General features: G+C 69.3%; 11 protein-coding genes. 10 read left to right on the top strand and 1 reads right to left on the bottom strand.

What is annotated here, in order from left to right:
- Positions 1 to 113: 113 nt before the first annotated feature.
- The 6 genes from AB0N27_RS04815 (at position 114) to AB0N27_RS04790 (ending at position 10,274) form a co-directional block, all read left to right on the top strand.
- On the top strand, positions 114 to 1,130 hold the full coding sequence (locus tag AB0N27_RS04815) for an alcohol dehydrogenase catalytic domain-containing protein (RefSeq protein WP_364366068.1): 1,017 nt from the start codon (positions 114 to 116) through the stop codon (positions 1,128 to 1,130).
- A 195-nt stretch (positions 1,131 to 1,325) separates the two neighbouring features.
- The gene (locus AB0N27_RS04810; protein WP_364363169.1) at positions 1,326 to 2,570 is read left to right on the top strand and encodes a cytochrome P450; all 1,245 of its coding nucleotides are present in this window, start codon (positions 1,326 to 1,328) and stop codon (positions 2,568 to 2,570) included.
- Between the two features lie 65 nt (positions 2,571 to 2,635).
- Positions 2,636 to 3,871 carry an enoyl-CoA hydratase/isomerase family protein gene (locus AB0N27_RS04805; RefSeq protein ID WP_364363166.1) on the top strand — a complete coding sequence of 412 codons (1,236 nt, stop codon included), beginning with the start codon at positions 2,636 to 2,638 and terminating at the stop codon, positions 3,869 to 3,871.
- A gap of 41 nt (positions 3,872 to 3,912) precedes the next feature.
- The gene (locus tag AB0N27_RS04800) at positions 3,913 to 5,163 is read left to right on the top strand and encodes a PLP-dependent aminotransferase family protein (protein ID WP_364363163.1); all 1,251 of its coding nucleotides are present in this window, start codon (positions 3,913 to 3,915) and stop codon (positions 5,161 to 5,163) included.
- A 147-nt stretch (positions 5,164 to 5,310) separates the two neighbouring features.
- Positions 5,311 to 8,859: an amino acid adenylation domain-containing protein gene (locus AB0N27_RS04795; protein WP_364363160.1), complete on the top strand. Its 3,549-nt coding sequence runs from the start codon at positions 5,311 to 5,313 to the stop codon at positions 8,857 to 8,859.
- 179 nt (positions 8,860 to 9,038) lie between these two features.
- Positions 9,039 to 10,274: an acyl-CoA dehydrogenase family protein gene (locus AB0N27_RS04790; protein ID WP_364363157.1), complete on the top strand. Its 1,236-nt coding sequence runs from the start codon at positions 9,039 to 9,041 to the stop codon at positions 10,272 to 10,274.
- 406 nt (positions 10,275 to 10,680) lie between these two features.
- Here the strand turns inward: AB0N27_RS04790 and AB0N27_RS04785 are convergent, their stop codons facing one another.
- Complete coding sequence (locus AB0N27_RS04785) at positions 10,681 to 12,333, bottom strand: condensation domain-containing protein (protein ID WP_364363154.1); 1,653 nt, start codon at positions 12,331 to 12,333, stop codon at positions 10,681 to 10,683.
- 232 nt (positions 12,334 to 12,565) lie between these two features.
- On the opposite strand from AB0N27_RS04785, the gene AB0N27_RS04780 reads away from it, so the two are divergent.
- The 4 genes from AB0N27_RS04780 to AB0N27_RS04765 all read left to right on the top strand — a co-directional run bounded on the left by AB0N27_RS04780 (position 12,566) and on the right by AB0N27_RS04765 (position 16,704).
- Positions 12,566 to 12,946, top strand: coding sequence for a phosphopantetheine-binding protein (locus tag AB0N27_RS04780; RefSeq protein WP_364363151.1), 381 nt, complete (start codon positions 12,566 to 12,568; stop codon positions 12,944 to 12,946).
- Positions 12,943 to 14,307, top strand: a complete 1,365-nt coding sequence (locus tag AB0N27_RS04775) for a condensation domain-containing protein (protein ID WP_364363148.1) — start codon at positions 12,943 to 12,945, stop codon at positions 14,305 to 14,307. Before AB0N27_RS04780 ends, AB0N27_RS04775 begins: the two co-directional genes overlap by 4 nt.
- 50 nt (positions 14,308 to 14,357) lie before the next feature.
- Positions 14,358 to 15,341: an LLM class F420-dependent oxidoreductase gene (locus AB0N27_RS04770; RefSeq protein ID WP_364363145.1), complete on the top strand. Its 984-nt coding sequence runs from the start codon at positions 14,358 to 14,360 to the stop codon at positions 15,339 to 15,341.
- Positions 15,342 to 15,513: 172 nt separating this feature from the next.
- Positions 15,514 to 16,704 (top strand): serine hydrolase domain-containing protein, encoded by a 1,191-nt coding sequence (locus tag AB0N27_RS04765; RefSeq protein WP_364363142.1) that lies wholly within the window; start codon positions 15,514 to 15,516, stop codon positions 16,702 to 16,704.
- The last annotated feature ends 178 nt before the right edge of the window (positions 16,705 to 16,882 follow it).

Here is a 16,882-nt window from a genome sequence, read left to right as displayed (position 1 = left end):
ACCAGGCGCGGCCAGCTCAGAGCGCCCGCCGCGCCGCTGAGTCCTGCTGCGGCCCCTCATTGTCAGGAACGGCCGGCTCTCCTGGCCGGTCATACTCGAAAGGCGTCGTCGTGATGCTGGCATCAGTGTGTCCCGCAGTCGGTCAGGCCTGGGAGTTGCGCGAGGTTCCCACGCCCGTGCCGGGTCCAGGCGAGGTGCTCATCCGCGTGCACGCGAGCGGTCTGTGCCGCAACGACGTGTGGCTCACCGACGGTACGTATCCGTATCCGCCGATCGAGCCGACAATCGTCGGGCACGAGCCCGCCGGTGAGGTCGTCGAGGTAGGCGCCGGGGTGACCTCGCGCAGGGTCGGCGACCGGGTCGGCGCCACCTGGATCCAGGGTGGCTGCGGCTCGTGCGACCACTGCCGACTCAACCTCCCCGTCACCGGCATCACGGGCATGAACTGTGTCTCCCCCGCGATGACCGGGCTGACCAGGCCCGGTGGTCATGCCGAGTATCTGGCGGTGCCGGCGTCCTCCACGGTGCTGCTGCCGGACGACCTGCCCTACGAGATGGCCGCGCCGCTGCTGTGTGCCGGGTACACGTCCTGGTCGGCCCTGCGGGCCGGGAACCCGCAGCCGCACGAGCGGGTCGCCGTGCTCGGCATCGGCGGCCTCGGCCACCTGGCCGTGCAGTTCAGCAGGGCCTGCGGCTTCGAGACCGTGGCGGTGACCAGCAGTCCGGACAAGACCGAACTCGCCCGCGGGCTCGGCGCCGACCACGTGGTGTCCGACGGGGAGGGCCTCGCGAAGATCGGCGGCGCGGACGTCGTCGTCGTCACCGGCACCTCCTACGAGGCCGCCGCCGAATGCCTTTCCGGCCTTCGGGTCAATGGCCGCATGGTGCTCGCGACAATTGACCCGGCGGGCTCTTTCACCATCGACCCGTCACGACAGTTCTTCGCCAAGGGTCAGACAATTCTCGGTGCCACCCACAATGGCCTGCCCTATCTCATCGAGGCCCTCGACCTGGCGGCCAGCGGTGCCGTCACGGCTCACATCGAGGTCTTTCCCAAGGAAGAGATCGCCGAGGCCGTCGACCGCGTAGCCGCTGGAGATGTCCGCTTCCGGGCCGTCGTCACCTACTGATCGGATCACCGTCCAGGACCCGTCGGCCACTCGGGCGGTCCGGCAGGCCGTGGGCGGGAGGCCGGGAACGGCAACCGGGCGCCAGCGGCAGCATTCCGCAAGATGTGTCCGTGGGAATGTCATGTCATCGTCATCGAAGAATGTCCGCCAATTCGGGCGCAAGGGCTGGTCTAACTGAGCAGCGAGGACGGCGTTATGCAGAAAGAAACCCCTCCGGTCGTCATCGACACCTCAGGTGTCGATATCCATGCGGAGAACGCGAGGATTCGCGAGCACGGGCCAGTCGCCCAGGTCGAACTCCCGAACGGTGTGCGGGCGTGGTCGATCACCGGTTACGACGCTGGTAGGCAGGCGCTGAGCGACCATCGCCTGTCCAAGGACGGGCATCAGCACTGGACCGCGTACGTCCACGGCGAGGTCGACCCGAGCTTCCCACTCATCGACTGGGCGCTCATGGACAACATGAACACGACATACGGAAGCGCGCACAGTCGCATGCGGGCGCTTGTGGCGAAGAGATTCACGCCGCGACGGATCGAGGCGATGCGGCCGACGATCGACAAGATCGTTGCGAGCCTGCTGGCGGACCTCGCGGGCAGCTCGGCCGGTACGGTGGTGGACCTCAAGGCGAGGTACGCCTACCCCCTCGCCGCCCGCGTGATCTTCGATGTCGTAGGTATTCCCGAGGCGGCCCGGGGAACCATCCTCGGCGACGGCGAGGCGCAGATCGACACGACAAAGACCAGCGAGGAGATCGCGGCGAGTGTCGAACGGGGACTGATGGAGCTGGCCGCGGTGGTGGAGGCCAGGCGCCAACACCCCGCGGACGACCTCATGAGTGATCTGATCGCCGCCCAGCAGGAGGACGGTTCGGAGCTGCGCGACGGCGAGATCATCGGCAATCTGTCGTTCCTGCTGGGTACCGGCACCGAAACCGTCACGAACCTGGTGGTCAATTCGGTACTCGCCCTGCTCTCCCATCCCGACCAGTTGCAGCTGGTCAGGTCCGGGAAGGCCTCGTGGCAGGACGCGATCGAGGAAACCCTTCGCGTCGAGGCGCCGGTGGCACATCTGCCATTCCGGTTTCCCACCGAGGATGTTCAGCTCGGCGGCGTGACGATGAGCGCGGGCGATCCGGTCCTCATGAATTTCGCCGCCATCGGACGCGATCCCGCCATCCACGGCACGAGCGCCGGGTCCTTCGACATCACCCGGCCGTCGAAGGACCATCTGTCCTTCGGCCACGGCGCGTACAGCTGCATCGGCAAGGCCCTCGGCCGCGTGGAGGCCGAGATCGCGGTCTCCGCGCTGTTCACCCGCTTCCCCGACCTTGTCCTCGCGGTTCCGGCGTCGGACATCAAGCCGCAGAGCACGTTCATCATGAACGGCCGTGACGAGTTGCCAGTCCTGCTGGCCACGACCCCTGCCGAGTCGGCGTGACTCCACCAGCCACCTCCCAGGTGCGGGACCGCTTACGGGCCGAGGTGACGGATGCCGCCGCGCGCGTGACCGATCTGGTGTCGACGTTGCCCGATCCCGCTGACCGCAGCCCCGACCAGCAGGCCCGAGCCACCTCGGCACAGGTACGCGCCCGGACCGCGAGGCGTCGGCTTCTGCGCGATCAGTCGGAGCTGCTCTACCGCGAGGCCGTCGGAGCGAGCTCGCGACGGCTGTCCTTGACCGATCTGTCGTACCTGCTGGCCGACATCGTTCCCGGCCTGACGCCGAACCGGGCGGAGATGGAGGTGGAACGCGGCCGCCGCCAGTCCGCCAAGGAAGGCCTCGAGATCGACCAGGGCATCGCGTCCTCCGCGCTGCTCAGATCCGGTGCCGGCGGCGACCTGCTGCGCTCGCAGCGGTTGCCGACCGACGAGGCCCGTTCGCGGCTGGCGGAGTTCCAACGGACCGGCGCGGTCGAGATGCCTGTGGTGTCGGTACGGCGCACGGACGGGGTGGCCGAGATAACCGTCGCCAACCAGCGGTACCTCAATGCGGAGGACGAGCCCCTCGGCCAGCAGCTGGAGATCGCGGTCGACCTGGCTCTGCTGGATCCGGGGGTACGCGTGGGCATCCTGCGGGGCGCCGTCATGGAGCACCCGAGATACGCGGGCCGTCGGGTCTTCAGCTCGGGAATCAACCTGAGCCTGCTGTGCGCCGGGCAGATCCCCTTTCTGGGCTTCGTCATGCAACGTGAGATGGGCTACCTGAGCAAGATCCAGCGTGGCCTGTGGGATCCCCGGCAGCAGGCGGATCCGACGGCTCGGGGCGGCAAGCCGTGGATCGCGGTCGTCGACGGGTTCGCCATCGGCGGTGGCATGCAGCTGATGCTGACCTTCGACTACGTGATCAGCTCGGACACGGCCTACTTCACGCTGCCGGCGGCGCGTGAGGGCATCGTGCCCGGTGCGGCGAACCTCCGGCTCGGCCGCGTCCTCGGCCCCAGGCTGGCCCGACAGGTACTCCTGGGTGGCCGGCGGATCGGGGCCCGCGAGCCGGCCGCAGCCCTGCTGTGCGACGCCGTCGTGGCGGAGGAGGAGGTCGACGGCGCGATCGACGAGGCCGTGCACGCCATGGACAACCCGGCCGTGCTCGCCAATCGACACATGATCACCGCCTTCGAGGAGCCCGAGGATCACCTCCGCGGCTACCTCGCCGAGTTCGCCGAGGTCCAGGTTCAGCGGTTGTACAGCCAGGACGTCCTGCACCGGTTGGAGCAACAGTGGATGCAACGGCAACGGTGAGCACCGGCGCGCATCTCCACGCTGATGACCTGCATCGCAGCGTGTCGAGCCGGCAGGTCGCCGCGATGACCATGCTCAACGAGATCGTGGCCGCGTTCCCGGACGCGATCTCGTTCGCGCCGGGCGCCCCCTACGAGCCGTTCTTCGCGGACATCGCCGTCGGTCCGCTGCTGGACACCTACGTCGAGGCCCGGCGGGCCGCCGGCCTCGGCGAGGAGGCGGTACGCCGACAGCTGTTCCAGTACGGCCCGAGCAAGGGGATCATCAACGATCTGGTCGCCGCCGCCCTGCGGGCGGACGAGGCCATCGACGTCTCGCCTGACGCGATCGTGATGACTGTCGGTTGCCAGGAGGCGCTCTTTCTCACCCTGCGTGTCCTTCATCCGCCTGGTTCCAGCCTGGCCGTCCCCGATCCGTCCTATGTCGGCGCTGTCGCAGCTGCCGACTCGCTGGACATAGTGGTCCACCCGGTGCCGGACGACGGCACCGGCCCGGACCTGGCGGCCCTCCGTACGGCGTCGGAGCGGGAGCGGGCGGCCGGCCGGCGCCTGCGGGCGCTGTACGTCTCCCCCGACTTCGCGAACCCGTCGGGGTGCCGGCTCTCGCTCGCCGCCCGACAGCGTCTGCTGGCGGCGGCGGCGGACCTCGACCTCATCCTGATCGAGGACAATCCGTATGCCTTCACGGCCGCCTCGGACGACCGGCTGCCCAGTCTGAAGGCGCTCGACCGCGAGGGTCGGGTGGTGCACACCGGCACCTTCGCGAAGGTCGCGGTGCCGGGAGCCCGGGTGGGTTACGTGGTGGCTGACCAGTGGGTCACGTCGCCGTCCGGCCCACCGGTCCGACTGGCCAGCATGATCGCCGCCGCCAAGAACGCGGTCACCCTGAACACCTCCCCGCTGGCTCAGGCCCTGATCGGCGGGCTCCTCATTCAACACGGGGGCTCCATCGCCGCGCTCGGCCAGCGTAAGGCGGCGCATCTGCGCGGCAACCGGGCCGTCCTCCTCGAGCGGCTTGCTCACCACTTCGGCGAGCCCGGCCAGCGGAGTGCCCGGGTTCGCTGGTGGGCACCCGAAGGCGGTTACTTCGTCCAGGTCGAACTCCCGGTCGAGGCCGACGACGCGCTGTTGCGGCAGTCCGCGGAGACGTTCGGTGTCCTCTGGACCCCCATGCGCGGCTTCCACCTCGCCGGGGGTGGCGAACGACGCATCCGGCTGTCGTGTTCCGCGCTCGAGCACGACGAGATCGTCGAGGGCACCGCCCGGTTGGCTGACTTTGTCAACGCGTTGTAGGGCACATGCCGGTCGCGCTCGGCGCGGACACGCCGCTGGAGCGGCCGCGCCGGTCGCCCGGCTGCGGGACCGGTCGTGACACGGATGCCCGGTCCGGCGACGACACCCGGTGTCGGCGACGACCGGCGCGCAGGCGAAGGAGGAGCAATGAGCAACGACATCCCGTCGTCCGCGCGGCGACCGACAGCCAACCAACTCTGCCTGTATCTGGGCGAACAGACGGCTTTCTGGGCCGGCGGTCTGCACGACAGCCGGGCGGTCCTGGTGGAGGGTGACGTGGTCCTCGCGGCGCTGGCTGCCGCGTGCGCGGATCTCCAGCGTCGCCACGCCGCGCTGCGCCGTCACTTCCGCGACGTCGACGGAGAACCGCTGCTGGTGCCTAGTGAAGGATGGCCTGTCGAGTTCGTCGCCGGCGTTCCGGGACCGTTGGCGACCGCGCTCACGGTGGCCGCCGCCGACGCGAGCCGTCCTTTCGACCTGGACGACGGGCCCGCCATCAGGGTGGGCGGGTATCCGGTGCAGGGCGGTGGCACCCTGGTGGCGCTGACCATCCACGCGGCGGTGGGCGGCCGGTCGGCAGCGGCGCGGCTGCTCGACGAGCTGGGCGAACGGTATCCCGCGGCACTCACCGGTCCACCCTGGCCGTCGACCGGCACGCCGTTAACCGAGCAGGACTACCCTGACCGCGTCGCCGACGCTGCCGCCACGCTCGACAGCGTCGGCGCCCTGACCGCGGCACCGCAGGCGATCGCCTGGCCCGCCAGCCGTGGCCGTGGGCGCAGTCACGGTCGGTCGATCACGACGCCCTGGTCGCTGGAACCGAGCCAGACCGCGCAGGTACGACGGTTCGCCGACCGGGTAGGCGTCTCCCCGGCCACCGTCCTGCGGTGTGCCCTGCGCGTCCTTCTCCTGCGCGAGACCGGCGAGTCGGACGTCCCGATCGGCTCACCGACGCCCACCCGAACCGGCGACACCGAGGTCACGCCCGAGGACATCCAGATCCTTCGCCACGCCCTCGACGCGCACACGTCGGTCGTCGACGCGGTCCAGGCCGAGCACACCACGGCGACGCGGCCGGTGGACCATCCGGGCGTGCTGAATGCGCTGCTGACGCGGGCGCTGCGATCCGAACGGGACGCCGGGGTCGACGTCCAGGTCGGGTTCCGGTGTGACACGGCGACTGACCGGCCCACCACCTGGGCCGCCATGGGGGCCAGGGACATCGATCTACAGGTCACGCACTCGCCGTACGAGCTCGAATTCGACGTGACGTTCGATGACGATCGTGTCGTCGGGGCGTGGCGAGGCGCGGTCGGGCTGTTCGACAAGGACACCCTCGATCGGATGGGGCGCAGCTACTCGACCCTGCTGCACGAGCTGGTCCGGTCCCCCGCCGGACCGATCGGCGCGCTCGACGTGATCCACCCGACCGACCGGGCCCGGCTCGCGACGTGGGAGGCGGCAACCCCTGGCGCGAGCGGTGACGACACACTCGTCGAGCTGGTCGGTCGGTGGATCAGGCGTACGCCCCAGCGAACGGCAGTGGTGATGGCCGACGTCACACAGACCTACTCGGACCTGGACGCTGCGGCTGACCGGATCGCCGCCGGGCTGACGGCGCTCCAGCTCCCCAGGGAAACACCGATCGGCATTCTCGTGGCCCGTCGTGTGGAGCTACCGGCCATCCTGCTCGGAGTCGCCCGCGCCGGTCTGGCCGCCGCGCCCATGGATCCGGACCATCCCATCGAACGCCTGTCGTACATCGTCAGCGACAGCGGATGCGGAGGGGTGATCACCGACGGCACCCTGCCGGCCGACCGGGTGACGGCGCTCGGCGTACCGGTGGTGCCGCTGGGCGACCTGCTGGCGGCCACACCGGCACCGATCCGCCGGCCGCCGCACCCGGACTCGCTGGCCTACGTGCTGTACACCTCCGGGTCCACCGGCCGTCCCAAGGGCGTCGCGGTGACCCACCGCGGCCTGGCGAACTGCCTGGTCGCCACCCGGAAGCTCCTTGACTTCCAGCCGGAACAGTCGCTGCTCGCGGTGACCACGATCTCCTTCGACATCGCCATGCTGGAGACCTTCCTCGCCCTGACCAGCGGCGGACGGACGATCCTGGCGACCAGCGCCCAGGCGCGCAACGGAGCCGAGTTGCAGGCCGTGTTGGAACGGCATCGACCCGATGTCATGCAGGCGACGCCTATGACATGGCGGATCTTGTTCGCGACGGGTTGGCCGGGCGATCCGCGGTTGACCGTGTCGTGTGGCGGCGACGTCGTCTCGCCCGAACTGGCCAGCCGCCTGGTCGCCTGCACGAAGGAGTTCTGGCACACCTATGGGCCCACAGAGGCCTCGATGTACGCGGTGTGCGAACGACTGCCGCGGGAGCCGCAGCAGTCGATCGTGCCGGTCGGCCGTCCGTTGTCCGGCGTCTGGCTGCGGATCCTCGACGCCGCGGGTCTGCCGGTGCCACCCGGTGTGGTCGGCGAGCTCTACATCGGCGGCGTCGGGGTGGCCCGGGGTTACGTCGGTGCGCCCGGGCAGACCGCCGAGCGGTTCGTGCCCGACCCGACCGGCGAGGGCGGCCGCCTCTACCGCACGGGTGACCTGGCCCGGTGGCGCGCCGACGGCCGACTGGAACTGTGGGGACGCAACGATCGTCAGGTCAAGATTCGCGGGCATCGCATCGAACCGGACGAGATCGAGCGCGTCCTCAGCGGCCACCCGGACATCGCGGTCGCCGCGACTGTGGTGGCCGGCCGGGACCGCGACAGCAGAAGCATCGTGGCGTTCCTGCAGCCACGACAGCCGGGGGCCGGCCAGGAGCTGGTGAGCCGGGTCGCGGCGCACGCCCGCCAGGTGTTGCCTGCGTACATGGTGCCGTCCTCGTACGCGCTGATGGGCACGATGCCACTGACCGCGACCGGCAAGATCGATCGGACTGCCCTCTCCCGCATCAGGCCACCGCGACGCGACGACGCCGAGAGCGACCAGGAGACACGCTGGGTCCACGAGGCGTGGGAGTCGGTGACCGGGAAACGCGTCGACCACGATGAGGACTACGGCCTGCTCGCCGGGAACCTGCCGAACGCCTGGAAGCTGCGCGCCCACGTACGACGTGAGTTGGGCGTCCAGCTCCGTCTGGACGACATCGTGGCCGCGGCCACCGCCGCCGACCAGGCACAGCGGATCCGACAGGAGCAGCTCGCCGCCGGCGCGCCGCCGCTGCGCTGGTCTGGTCGTACGGACCGGGCCGCGCTGGTGCTGCTGCAGGGGGACGCGGCCTGGCCGGTGCAGGCTGTGGCGGAATTCGAGCGCTGGTTCAAGGTGGCGGTCCTCGACGTGCCCGACGGGCGCCCACAGGACGTGCCGGCGTGGCTGGCGACCGTCGACGCTCCGGGCGGCACCGTTCTGGCCGCGTACGGCGAACTGGTGACACAGGCGGCCGAGTTCGCCCAGACGGTGCGTGGGCGGATCGGCGTGGGGCCGAAGGTGCTGGCCGTCGAACCGGCCGCGCCGAGCGGACCGCACCCGCCCGAGCACGCTCCACAGTGGGTGGCGAGCCGCGACGGGGAGCTGCTCCGTTCGTGGCGGGCGACGGCAGCGGAGGCCGACGTCGTGCTGGTGGCCCTGGACCACGACGCGCCGATGGACTGGTCGCTGCTGGCGTCCGTCGTCGCCGGGATGAGCTGACCCGGCCCTCACACGACTCCCGTCCGGCCAGCGGTGGTGCGACCACCACCGTTCCGGACGGTGGCCCGGCAACCGCGAAGTGGTCGACAACGGCGGTCAGGGACGACGGTGGACCTGTGGAGGCGACCAGTCGTCCCCGTGCCAGCGGCGATCGTCAGTACACCAGAGATGGATGGTCAATGACCGCGAACATGAACACCGCCGAACTCGACCTCCCCCCGCTGCCCGAGCCGGGCCTCACCCCGGCCCAGGTGATAGCGAGAGCCGAGGCGATGGTCCCCGAGCTGATCGAACGCCAGGCCGAGGTTGAGGAGCGCGGTTTCTACGCCGAGGACATCCACGAACGCTTCGTCCGGAACGGCTTCTACCGGATCCTGGTGCCCCGTCGCTACGGTGGGTACGAATTCGGGGTGGAGACCTTCCTGCGTGTCGCCATGACTCTGGTACGTGGCTGCTCCTCGACCGGCTGGATGTACAGCCTCGGGGCCTCGCACGCGCTCATGGCCGCGACGATGTTCGACGAGCGGGCGCAGGCGGAACTCTTCAGCGGCGGCGACTTCGTGTGTCCCAGCACCGCGGTTCCCAGCGGATCCGCAGTACCCGCTGCCGGCGGCGGCTGGACGGTCAACGGCACCTGGTCATACTGCTCCGGGGCGCCGTACGGGACCCACTTCATGGCACACGCACTGATGCCCGGTGAAGGTGGAAGCCCCCCGTCGACGCTGCTCTTCGTCGCACCGCGGCGCCAATGGGTGCGGCTGGACGACTGGGGACAGCTTCTGGGCCTGCGGGGTAGCGGTTCGCACAGCATCACTATGGAGAACAGCCACATCCCCGACCACCTGGCTCAACCTGGCGTACGGATCGTCGAGCACGACGCGACGTCGGGCACGCCTGGGCGGACCCTGCACGGCAACCCGGAGTACGGTGGCACGCTGCATGCCTTCATCAGCCTCCTCAACTGTTCCATGGCGGTGGGCATGGCGCGGGGAGCGCTCGACGCGTACGAGGACCTGCTGCGCGACCGGACGACTCTGGCGCCGCCGATGGTGCCCCGCTATCAGGACCCGGACTACCAACTCTGGTACAGCGACGCCTTCGGGATGATCAGTACCGCCGAGGCGGCCCTGCTGAACGCGATTCAGCAGTGGCACCACGTGGCGGCCCAGGGTCCGGCCGCCGCGACCAGGGAATCGGACCTGCGCCTCTCGGCCATCTGCCGCCAGGCCGCCAACCTGTGCTGGGAAGCGATGGGGCAGTACATCATCCCCACGGCCGGCTCGAGTGCCCTGCGGCACGGTGAGCGCCTCGAGCGGGTGTGGCGGGACATGTCCACGCTGCGCACCCACGCCGGCCTCTCGGTCCTGCTGCCCACTGTCGCCCTGCGCGGGCTCGCCAGGACCCTGGCGCGCTGACGCGCTGCGAGAGCCTGGCGCGCCGCCTGCCCTTGGTGCACGACGATCCCTGAGTCGGCGCCGACGACGATCCCGACCCGGTGCACCACGGCCTGGAGGGATCGTCAGGCGTGCCCATGGTCGCAGGATCTCCGGTGGTCCTCACCAGCTGTCTGGTGGCCGCTGCCGTACCGGGCGTACGCACGAGTCAGCACCGCCGCGCGGGGACTCCCGGCGCGCGGCGGTGCTGCCCATTCCTGTGGAGTTCGGAGCACGATCGGCATCGACCGGCCGGTCGCACGAACGCCCGGCCGGCCCTTCGACCGTCAGCCGCTCGACCCGCTCGCGGCCGATGCGGATGCCGTCCCGGCGCCACCGCCGGTGAACCCGGTCCGTGCGGGTGCGACCGGCCGCCGCCCGGATCGCGTCACGCGGTCAACAGCTCGAGCCGCTCGGGCCCGTCGTTGATGATGTCGAGGAAGTGCTGCTTGATGTCATCGACGAGGCTGGAATCGTGCAGGTCGGTCCGCACCTGCACGGCGACGTGGAGCCCCTCCGGGGTCGGCGTCACCAGGAGCATGACGACGAAGAAGGACTTCGTGGCGAACGCGGTGCCCTCGCTCACGAGAACCCCGTCCATGCCACCGAGGCTGAGGCTGGGCGTCGAGTTGTAGTTCAGCGCCACCATCCGGTCGAGGGGGATCACTCCCTCGGAGCCGCTGAGCGCGTCGGCCAGATCCTTCGGGGCGAGCAGGGCGTCACGCGCGGACATGGCCTGCTGATACGAGCCGCGCATCCGCGCGAGGAGGTGCTGACCCGAGCGGTTCGGACCATTCGGCCGCAGCAGGATGGTGCCCACCCTGTTGGTGACGGTCCTGTCGATCACCTCACCGGAGTTGTTCGCGATGGGCACCATCACCGCGAAATCCGGCAACGCGCCCGCCCGGACGATCGACTCCACGTACACCGCGGCTACACCGACGGACGGCGGCATGCCGTTGGCTCGGGCGTAGTCGTTCCAGGACCGTAGTTGCGACTCCGGTACCTGGAAGCTGCGCAACACGGCAGGACCCGCGGGCGAGTACCGCGATCCGTCATGCATCGGGGTTGCCTGTGCGGCCCCGTCGCTGCGGCCGGGGAACTGGCAGGTCGGCAGCTCATGCAGTTCGTCGCGCCAGTACTGACGCTGAGCCTCGATGTCCGACGACGCGAGCTGGTGCCGGAAGTCGCAGGCCATCTCGGCGAGGGAAGCCGTCCGGCCCGGCCACTGCGGCGCCTTTCCGGCCACCCGCGCCGCGTAGGCCACAGGTAGTTCTGCCGTCAGGATGTCCCACGAACGACCGTCGAAGCCCGAGTGGTCCACCGCCACCCCGAACAGGGTGCGACCGCTCTCTCCACTGCGTACGAGCACGCACCGCCAGACCTTCCCCTCGTCGACCCGCAGCGGTATCCGCAGGGTCCGCCTGAGTGCATCGGCCGCTGCCTTGTCACTGTCCTCGTCGGCCAGCCGATGAAACTCCGCCTGTCCCGGATCGGCAGGCACCTCGGCGAGGCCGAGCTCCGGACCGTGCAGATACCGGGCGTGCAACGCCTGGTGACGGCGGTGGACATCGGTTGCGGCACGCTCCAGGGCGGCCACGTCGATCTCGCCGTCGAACCACCAGGCGATCTCGACGACGATCTTCTGCGGAACCGTTTCGGCCTGGATCGGAGTGATGGCCACGAGTTCGTCGCCTTCGGCGGCGGAGGGCGTGGCGGGGACGTCCGGTTCGATTCTCGCGGGGGCTCGGTTGGTATCGATCCAGGCGGCGAGCTGGGCCACGGTGGGAGTCCGGAAAACCTGGGTGAACCTGACCCGCACCCCTGTCATCTGCTCCAGCCGGGCACAGGCGACAGTCACCCACACCGAGTCGAGCCCGAGATCGAATACGGAAGCCGTACGCGGCAGGCCAGGAACGTCAAGCATCTCGGCGAAGAGGCGCTCGACCATGACCTCCGTCTCGCCTCGTGGGCTCTCGTCCCCGACAACACCGGACCCAGCAGCGGTATCGGAGGCCTCCAGGGCTTCTTGCTGCGTCATTTCCACTCCTCGAAGGGATGGCAAGGGCTGGCAACAACGGTTGCCCAGAAGCCGAGGATCGCTCGACCCTCTCCGGTGTCGCACCTCTCGGGTTGCCTCCCCCACCCACGTCAGACACCCGCCACGACTTCGCCGGGCCCAGGGCAATCCCTGAGGTGCGTCCCGGCGAACCGGCTGCCACGTTGGGACCCGCACAGGACCTTCAGCTCCGGGATCGCGAATGGGGAAAGGTATGGGATCCAGCTCCGACCGGGAACAGCTCGCCACACAAGCCACTGAGGCACCGTCGGCGGAGCTGCCCGAACCACTGTTCGCCAACCCGTCGGCCTACCGGGCCCCCGGCACCCGCCAACAGGAGACCCTCTGCTCGCTGTTCGCGGAGGCCCTCGGCGTGGCCAGGGTGGGAATGGACGACAGCTTCTTCGACCTCGGCGGCCAGTCACTCAACGGCGTCCGGCTGATCAACCTCATCAACAAGGAACTCGGGTCGGAGCTGTCGATCGACCAGTTGTTCGACTTCCCGACCGTCGCCGAACTGGACGAACACCTCGGGACCGACGGGTACGGGGCTTCCACTCAGCATCAGACGGCAACCAGCAGGAGGCACGCGTGACCACAACCGACGCCGAGGGTCGGGCCGCAGCGGCCACGGTGGCCCCGCTATCTCTCAACCAGGAGTTCAACAGCCTCTTCGACGGGGGTGGCGACGACGGCCCGTTCGGTTGCCGCAACCACGCGGTCTCCGGGTGGCGCGTCACGGGCGGTCCCGTCGACAGTGACGTCCTGCGCGATGCGCTGCTCGACGTCGTGACCCGGCACGAGGCGCTCCGGACGCGCATCGCCGGGCCGCCCGACGACAGGTACCAGGAAATCCTGCCGCCGAGCCCGGTGCGGTTGGATGTCCGCGACTTCCCCGCCGTTCCCGAGGCGTCCCGCGAGGAGCTGGCCGAGGCGCTGATCCACGAGATCGAGACGGAGACGATAAGCGCGTACGATTCGCCGTTCCTGCGCGCCACGCTGGCCAGGTTCGATGACCGGGACGCGGTCCTGGTCCTGATGGCGCATCACATCAGCGTCGACGGACAGTCCCTGACGGTGATCATTCGGGACCTGGCCAATCGCTACGCCGCCCGGACCGGGCACAGCGTTCCGGACCTGCCAACGGCCCCGCAGTACCGCGAGTACGGCACCTGGGAGCGTGAGGTCGCCACATCGGAGGCGGCGCGCGAGTACTGGCGCCGGCGGCTGGACGGCGCCCTGTTCACGGCGATGCCGACAGACCTGCCGCGCTCGATGGGTCTAGCCGAGTCGACGGCCCGGCACCGCTTTCTGGTTCCGGGTGACGTGGTGTCGGCCGTCGACCGCGTGGCCAGGTCGAACCGGGCCAGCCGCTTCATGGCCATCGCCGCGATCTACCAACTGCTCATCAATCGGCGGACCGGCGCCACGGACGTGGTGATCGCGACGTTCACGCCGGGCCGCGGTGGAGGGCTCTTCGACGAGACAGTCGGTTCGCTCTACAACTTCGTACCGCTGCGAACGGACCTCAGCGGGTGCAGGTCGTACGAAGAGGTGCTCCAGCGGACCCGGCGGACGTGCCTCGAGGCGTTCGCGCACGACATACCGTCCATTCAGATCTTCAACGAGGCGCCGCAGCTCATGGGCCCGGTGATGACCGACAACGCGACGGCGATGGTCCTCCAGAGCGTCCCCCTGAACCCGATCGTGGACGCGCCCGGTGACCTGAGGTACGTGCAGATCACCCGTCTGCTGAAGTCGCAGGAGCTGGCGTCCGCGGTGCCGGACGGCGCGCTGTGGGACGTGAACAAGGATCTGTCGGGCGATGCCATCGGGTCCGTCTCCTACAAGCGGAACCTCTTCCACGAGGAGACCATCGCCTCCATGGCCGCGGAGTTCGGTGAGATCGCACGCGCCTTCAGCTCGTCCGCTGACGCTTCACCGGGTCTGGTCTGACATCCGCGCCGCGAGGAAGGACGTGCTTCGTGACAAGTAACCCGCACAGCATGCGATTCGGTATGTTCGTCCCCCAGGGTGGCGATTTCGAGCTGGCCGGCATACCGGCGACCAAGCAGTGGGACGTGATACTCGATCTCGCCAAGGCCGCCGACGCCGGGCCGTTCGAGTCGATCTGGGTGTTCGACCACTTCATCACCGATCCGCCGTCCGACGAGTCGACGTTCGAGGCATGGTCGATGATGGCGGCCTTCGCCACCAGCACGTCACGGGTACGGCTGGGGCAGCTCTGCACGTGCGTGGGCTACCGCAATCCGGCCTACCTGGCAAAGGTCGCGGCCTGCATCGACGTCATGTCCGGCGGCCGGCTGGACGTGGGCATCGGCGCGGGCTGGTACGAGCAGGAGTGGCGTAGTTACGGCTACGGCTTCCCCAGCGTCGCGGACCGGCTGGGCATGCTCGACGAGTGCGCTCAGATCATGCGGCAGATGTGGACGACAGGCTCGGCCACCCTGATGGGGAAGCACTACCAGATCGACGGGGCGATCAGCCGGCCGCTGCCCCTGCAGGAGGGCGGGATCCCGCTGTGGATCGGGGGCGCCGGTGAGAAGAAGACCCTGCGGACCGCGGCGAAGTACGCGCAGTACACGAACTTCGGGGCGTCGCTTGAGGGGTTCAGCCACAAGTCCCAGGTCCTGGCCGAGCACTGCAAGGATGTGGGCACCGACTTCGACGCGATCGTCCGCTCGGTCCTGCTCAATGTGACAATCGGCGAGACCGAGAAGGACGTCGCCGACAGGTTGGCCTGGGTCCGGGCCCACTACGAGCCGCTGCTGCCGGCCAAGCAACTCGAGGCTCTCCTCGGTTACTGGACGGAGGGCCTGATCGGCACACCGGAACAGATCGTGGAGCAGCTGACCAAGGCCGGCAACCTCGGCGTCGGGTACGTGATCGCCAGATTCATCGACGCCGCCTACGATCGGACGAGCATGGATCTGTTCGCCACCAAGGTGCTGCCGGAACTGACCAGGTAACTCTCGCCCGAGGGTGGCTCAGCGGGCGGTCGGCGCCACCGCCGCGTCGCGCGACCCGGTCCAGCAGCGGTGACGCGGTCACCGCTGCTGGACCCTTTCACGAACGGGGGCCGTCGAGCAGACCGTCACGGGCGAGCTGAGTCTTCGATCGGGTGAGTTGAGGGGGCGGCGGGTGTCGGCTGGCGGGTTCTCGGCGAAGCGATGGGTTCGGGTACGCGACCTGCTCGAGCGTCTCGTCGACTCTGGTTTCGTTCCCGGCGCCCTGGTGGCGCTCTCCCGCCACGGCGAGGTTCTTGTCGAAGCCACTGGAGCCCTCGCGTTCCAGGGCGCCGGGGCGGGGATCCCGATGGCGGGAGACACGATCGTTCGGTTGGGGTCGATGACGAAGCCTCTCGTCGCCGCGTGCGCGATGACCCTGGTGGAGGATTGCACTCTGCGTCTGGACGACCCGGTGGACGACCTCCTGCCGGAACTCGCGGACATGAGGGTGCTCGCCGATCCGGCTGGGCCGCTGCACGACACGGTCGCGGCGAACCGCCCGATAACGCTGCGGGATCTGCTGACCTTCACCCTCGGCACCGGCACGATCATCGCCGACCCGGGAACGGTTCCGATCGACGAGGCGCTGAACGCGATCGGCAGGCGGGACCTCAACGAGTGGGTGCGCGACCTGGGGACGCTGCCGCTGGTCCATCAGCCGGGTGAGCGCTGGATGTACGACACCGCCGCCGACGCCACGGGTGCGCTCATCGCCCGGGCCACAGGCATGTCCGTCGGGGAGGCCCTACGCGAGCGGATGTGTGCGCCGCTGGGGATGAGGGACACCGGGTTCAGTGTGGACGGTGACAGCCTCGGCAGGTTCGCGACGGCGTACGAACGGGACAGCGGGCCCGCCGGCGAGGCGGTCGTCGAGGACCGTCCGGACGGTCGGTTCAGCCGGCCGGTGACGTTCGAGGGCGGTGGTGGTGGGCTCGTCTCGACCGCCGACGACTACCTCGCCTTCGCTTCGGCTCTGCTCGCCGGAGGCACCCGCCATGGCGAGCGGGTCCTCTCCCGGCCGTCGGTCACCCTGATGACGACCGACCATCTGACAGCCGCGCAGAAGGCGGTGTCCGGATTCGAGCCCGGGTATTTCGACAATTTCGGCTGGGGTTTCGGGATGGCCGTCATCACCCGCCGTACCCGCCTGGGTCCCTCGGTTGGCAGCTACGGATGGCCCGGCTTCTACGGCACGGCCTGGTACAACGATCCCGCCCAGGACATGGCGATGGTCGTCGTCATGCAGCGGGCGCACATGGGGGATCAGAAACTTCCGCTGTGGAACGACTTCTGGACCGCCATCTACCAGGCCATCGACGACTGAGCCGCACAGCACCGTCGGCAGCCACCGCTCGCCCCACCCCGGTCGTCAGGTTGGTCGGAGGTGCCGACAGGTACGCCGACTCGCGCATAACGGCCGATGGAGTTGACCGTGCCAGCCAATCGATCGTGTTAACGTCTCCCAACCACTTTCATCCTGCGGCCAGTTCGGAGGGTTGACG

It is taken from the genome of Micromonospora sp. NPDC093244 (assembly GCF_040683695.1).
Taxonomy (GTDB): domain Bacteria; phylum Actinomycetota; class Actinomycetes; order Mycobacteriales; family Micromonosporaceae; genus Micromonospora.
Note: the sequence above shows the minus strand (reverse complement) of the source record. Positions and strands in the feature narration are given on the sequence as shown.

Bases quoted from the DNA above. Each gene is read 5' to 3' on its own strand.
- AB0N27_RS04815 (WP_364366068.1), top strand. From the start codon at position 114: ATGCTGGCATCAGTGTGTCCCGCAGTCGGTCAGGCCTGGGAGTTGCGC.
- AB0N27_RS04795 (WP_364363160.1), top strand. From the start codon at position 5,311: ATGAGCAACGACATCCCGTCGTCCGCGCGGCGACCGACAGCCAACCAA.
- AB0N27_RS04810 (WP_364363169.1), top strand. From the start codon at position 1,326: ATGCAGAAAGAAACCCCTCCGGTCGTCATCGACACCTCAGGTGTCGAT.
- AB0N27_RS04780 (WP_364363151.1), top strand. From the start codon at position 12,566: ATGGGATCCAGCTCCGACCGGGAACAGCTCGCCACACAAGCCACTGAG.
- AB0N27_RS04790 (WP_364363157.1), top strand. From the start codon at position 9,039: ATGACCGCGAACATGAACACCGCCGAACTCGACCTCCCCCCGCTGCCC.
- AB0N27_RS04785 (WP_364363154.1), bottom strand. From the start codon at position 12,333: ATGACGCAGCAAGAAGCCCTGGAGGCCTCCGATACCGCTGCTGGGTCC.
- AB0N27_RS04770 (WP_364363145.1), top strand. From the start codon at position 14,358: ATGCGATTCGGTATGTTCGTCCCCCAGGGTGGCGATTTCGAGCTGGCC.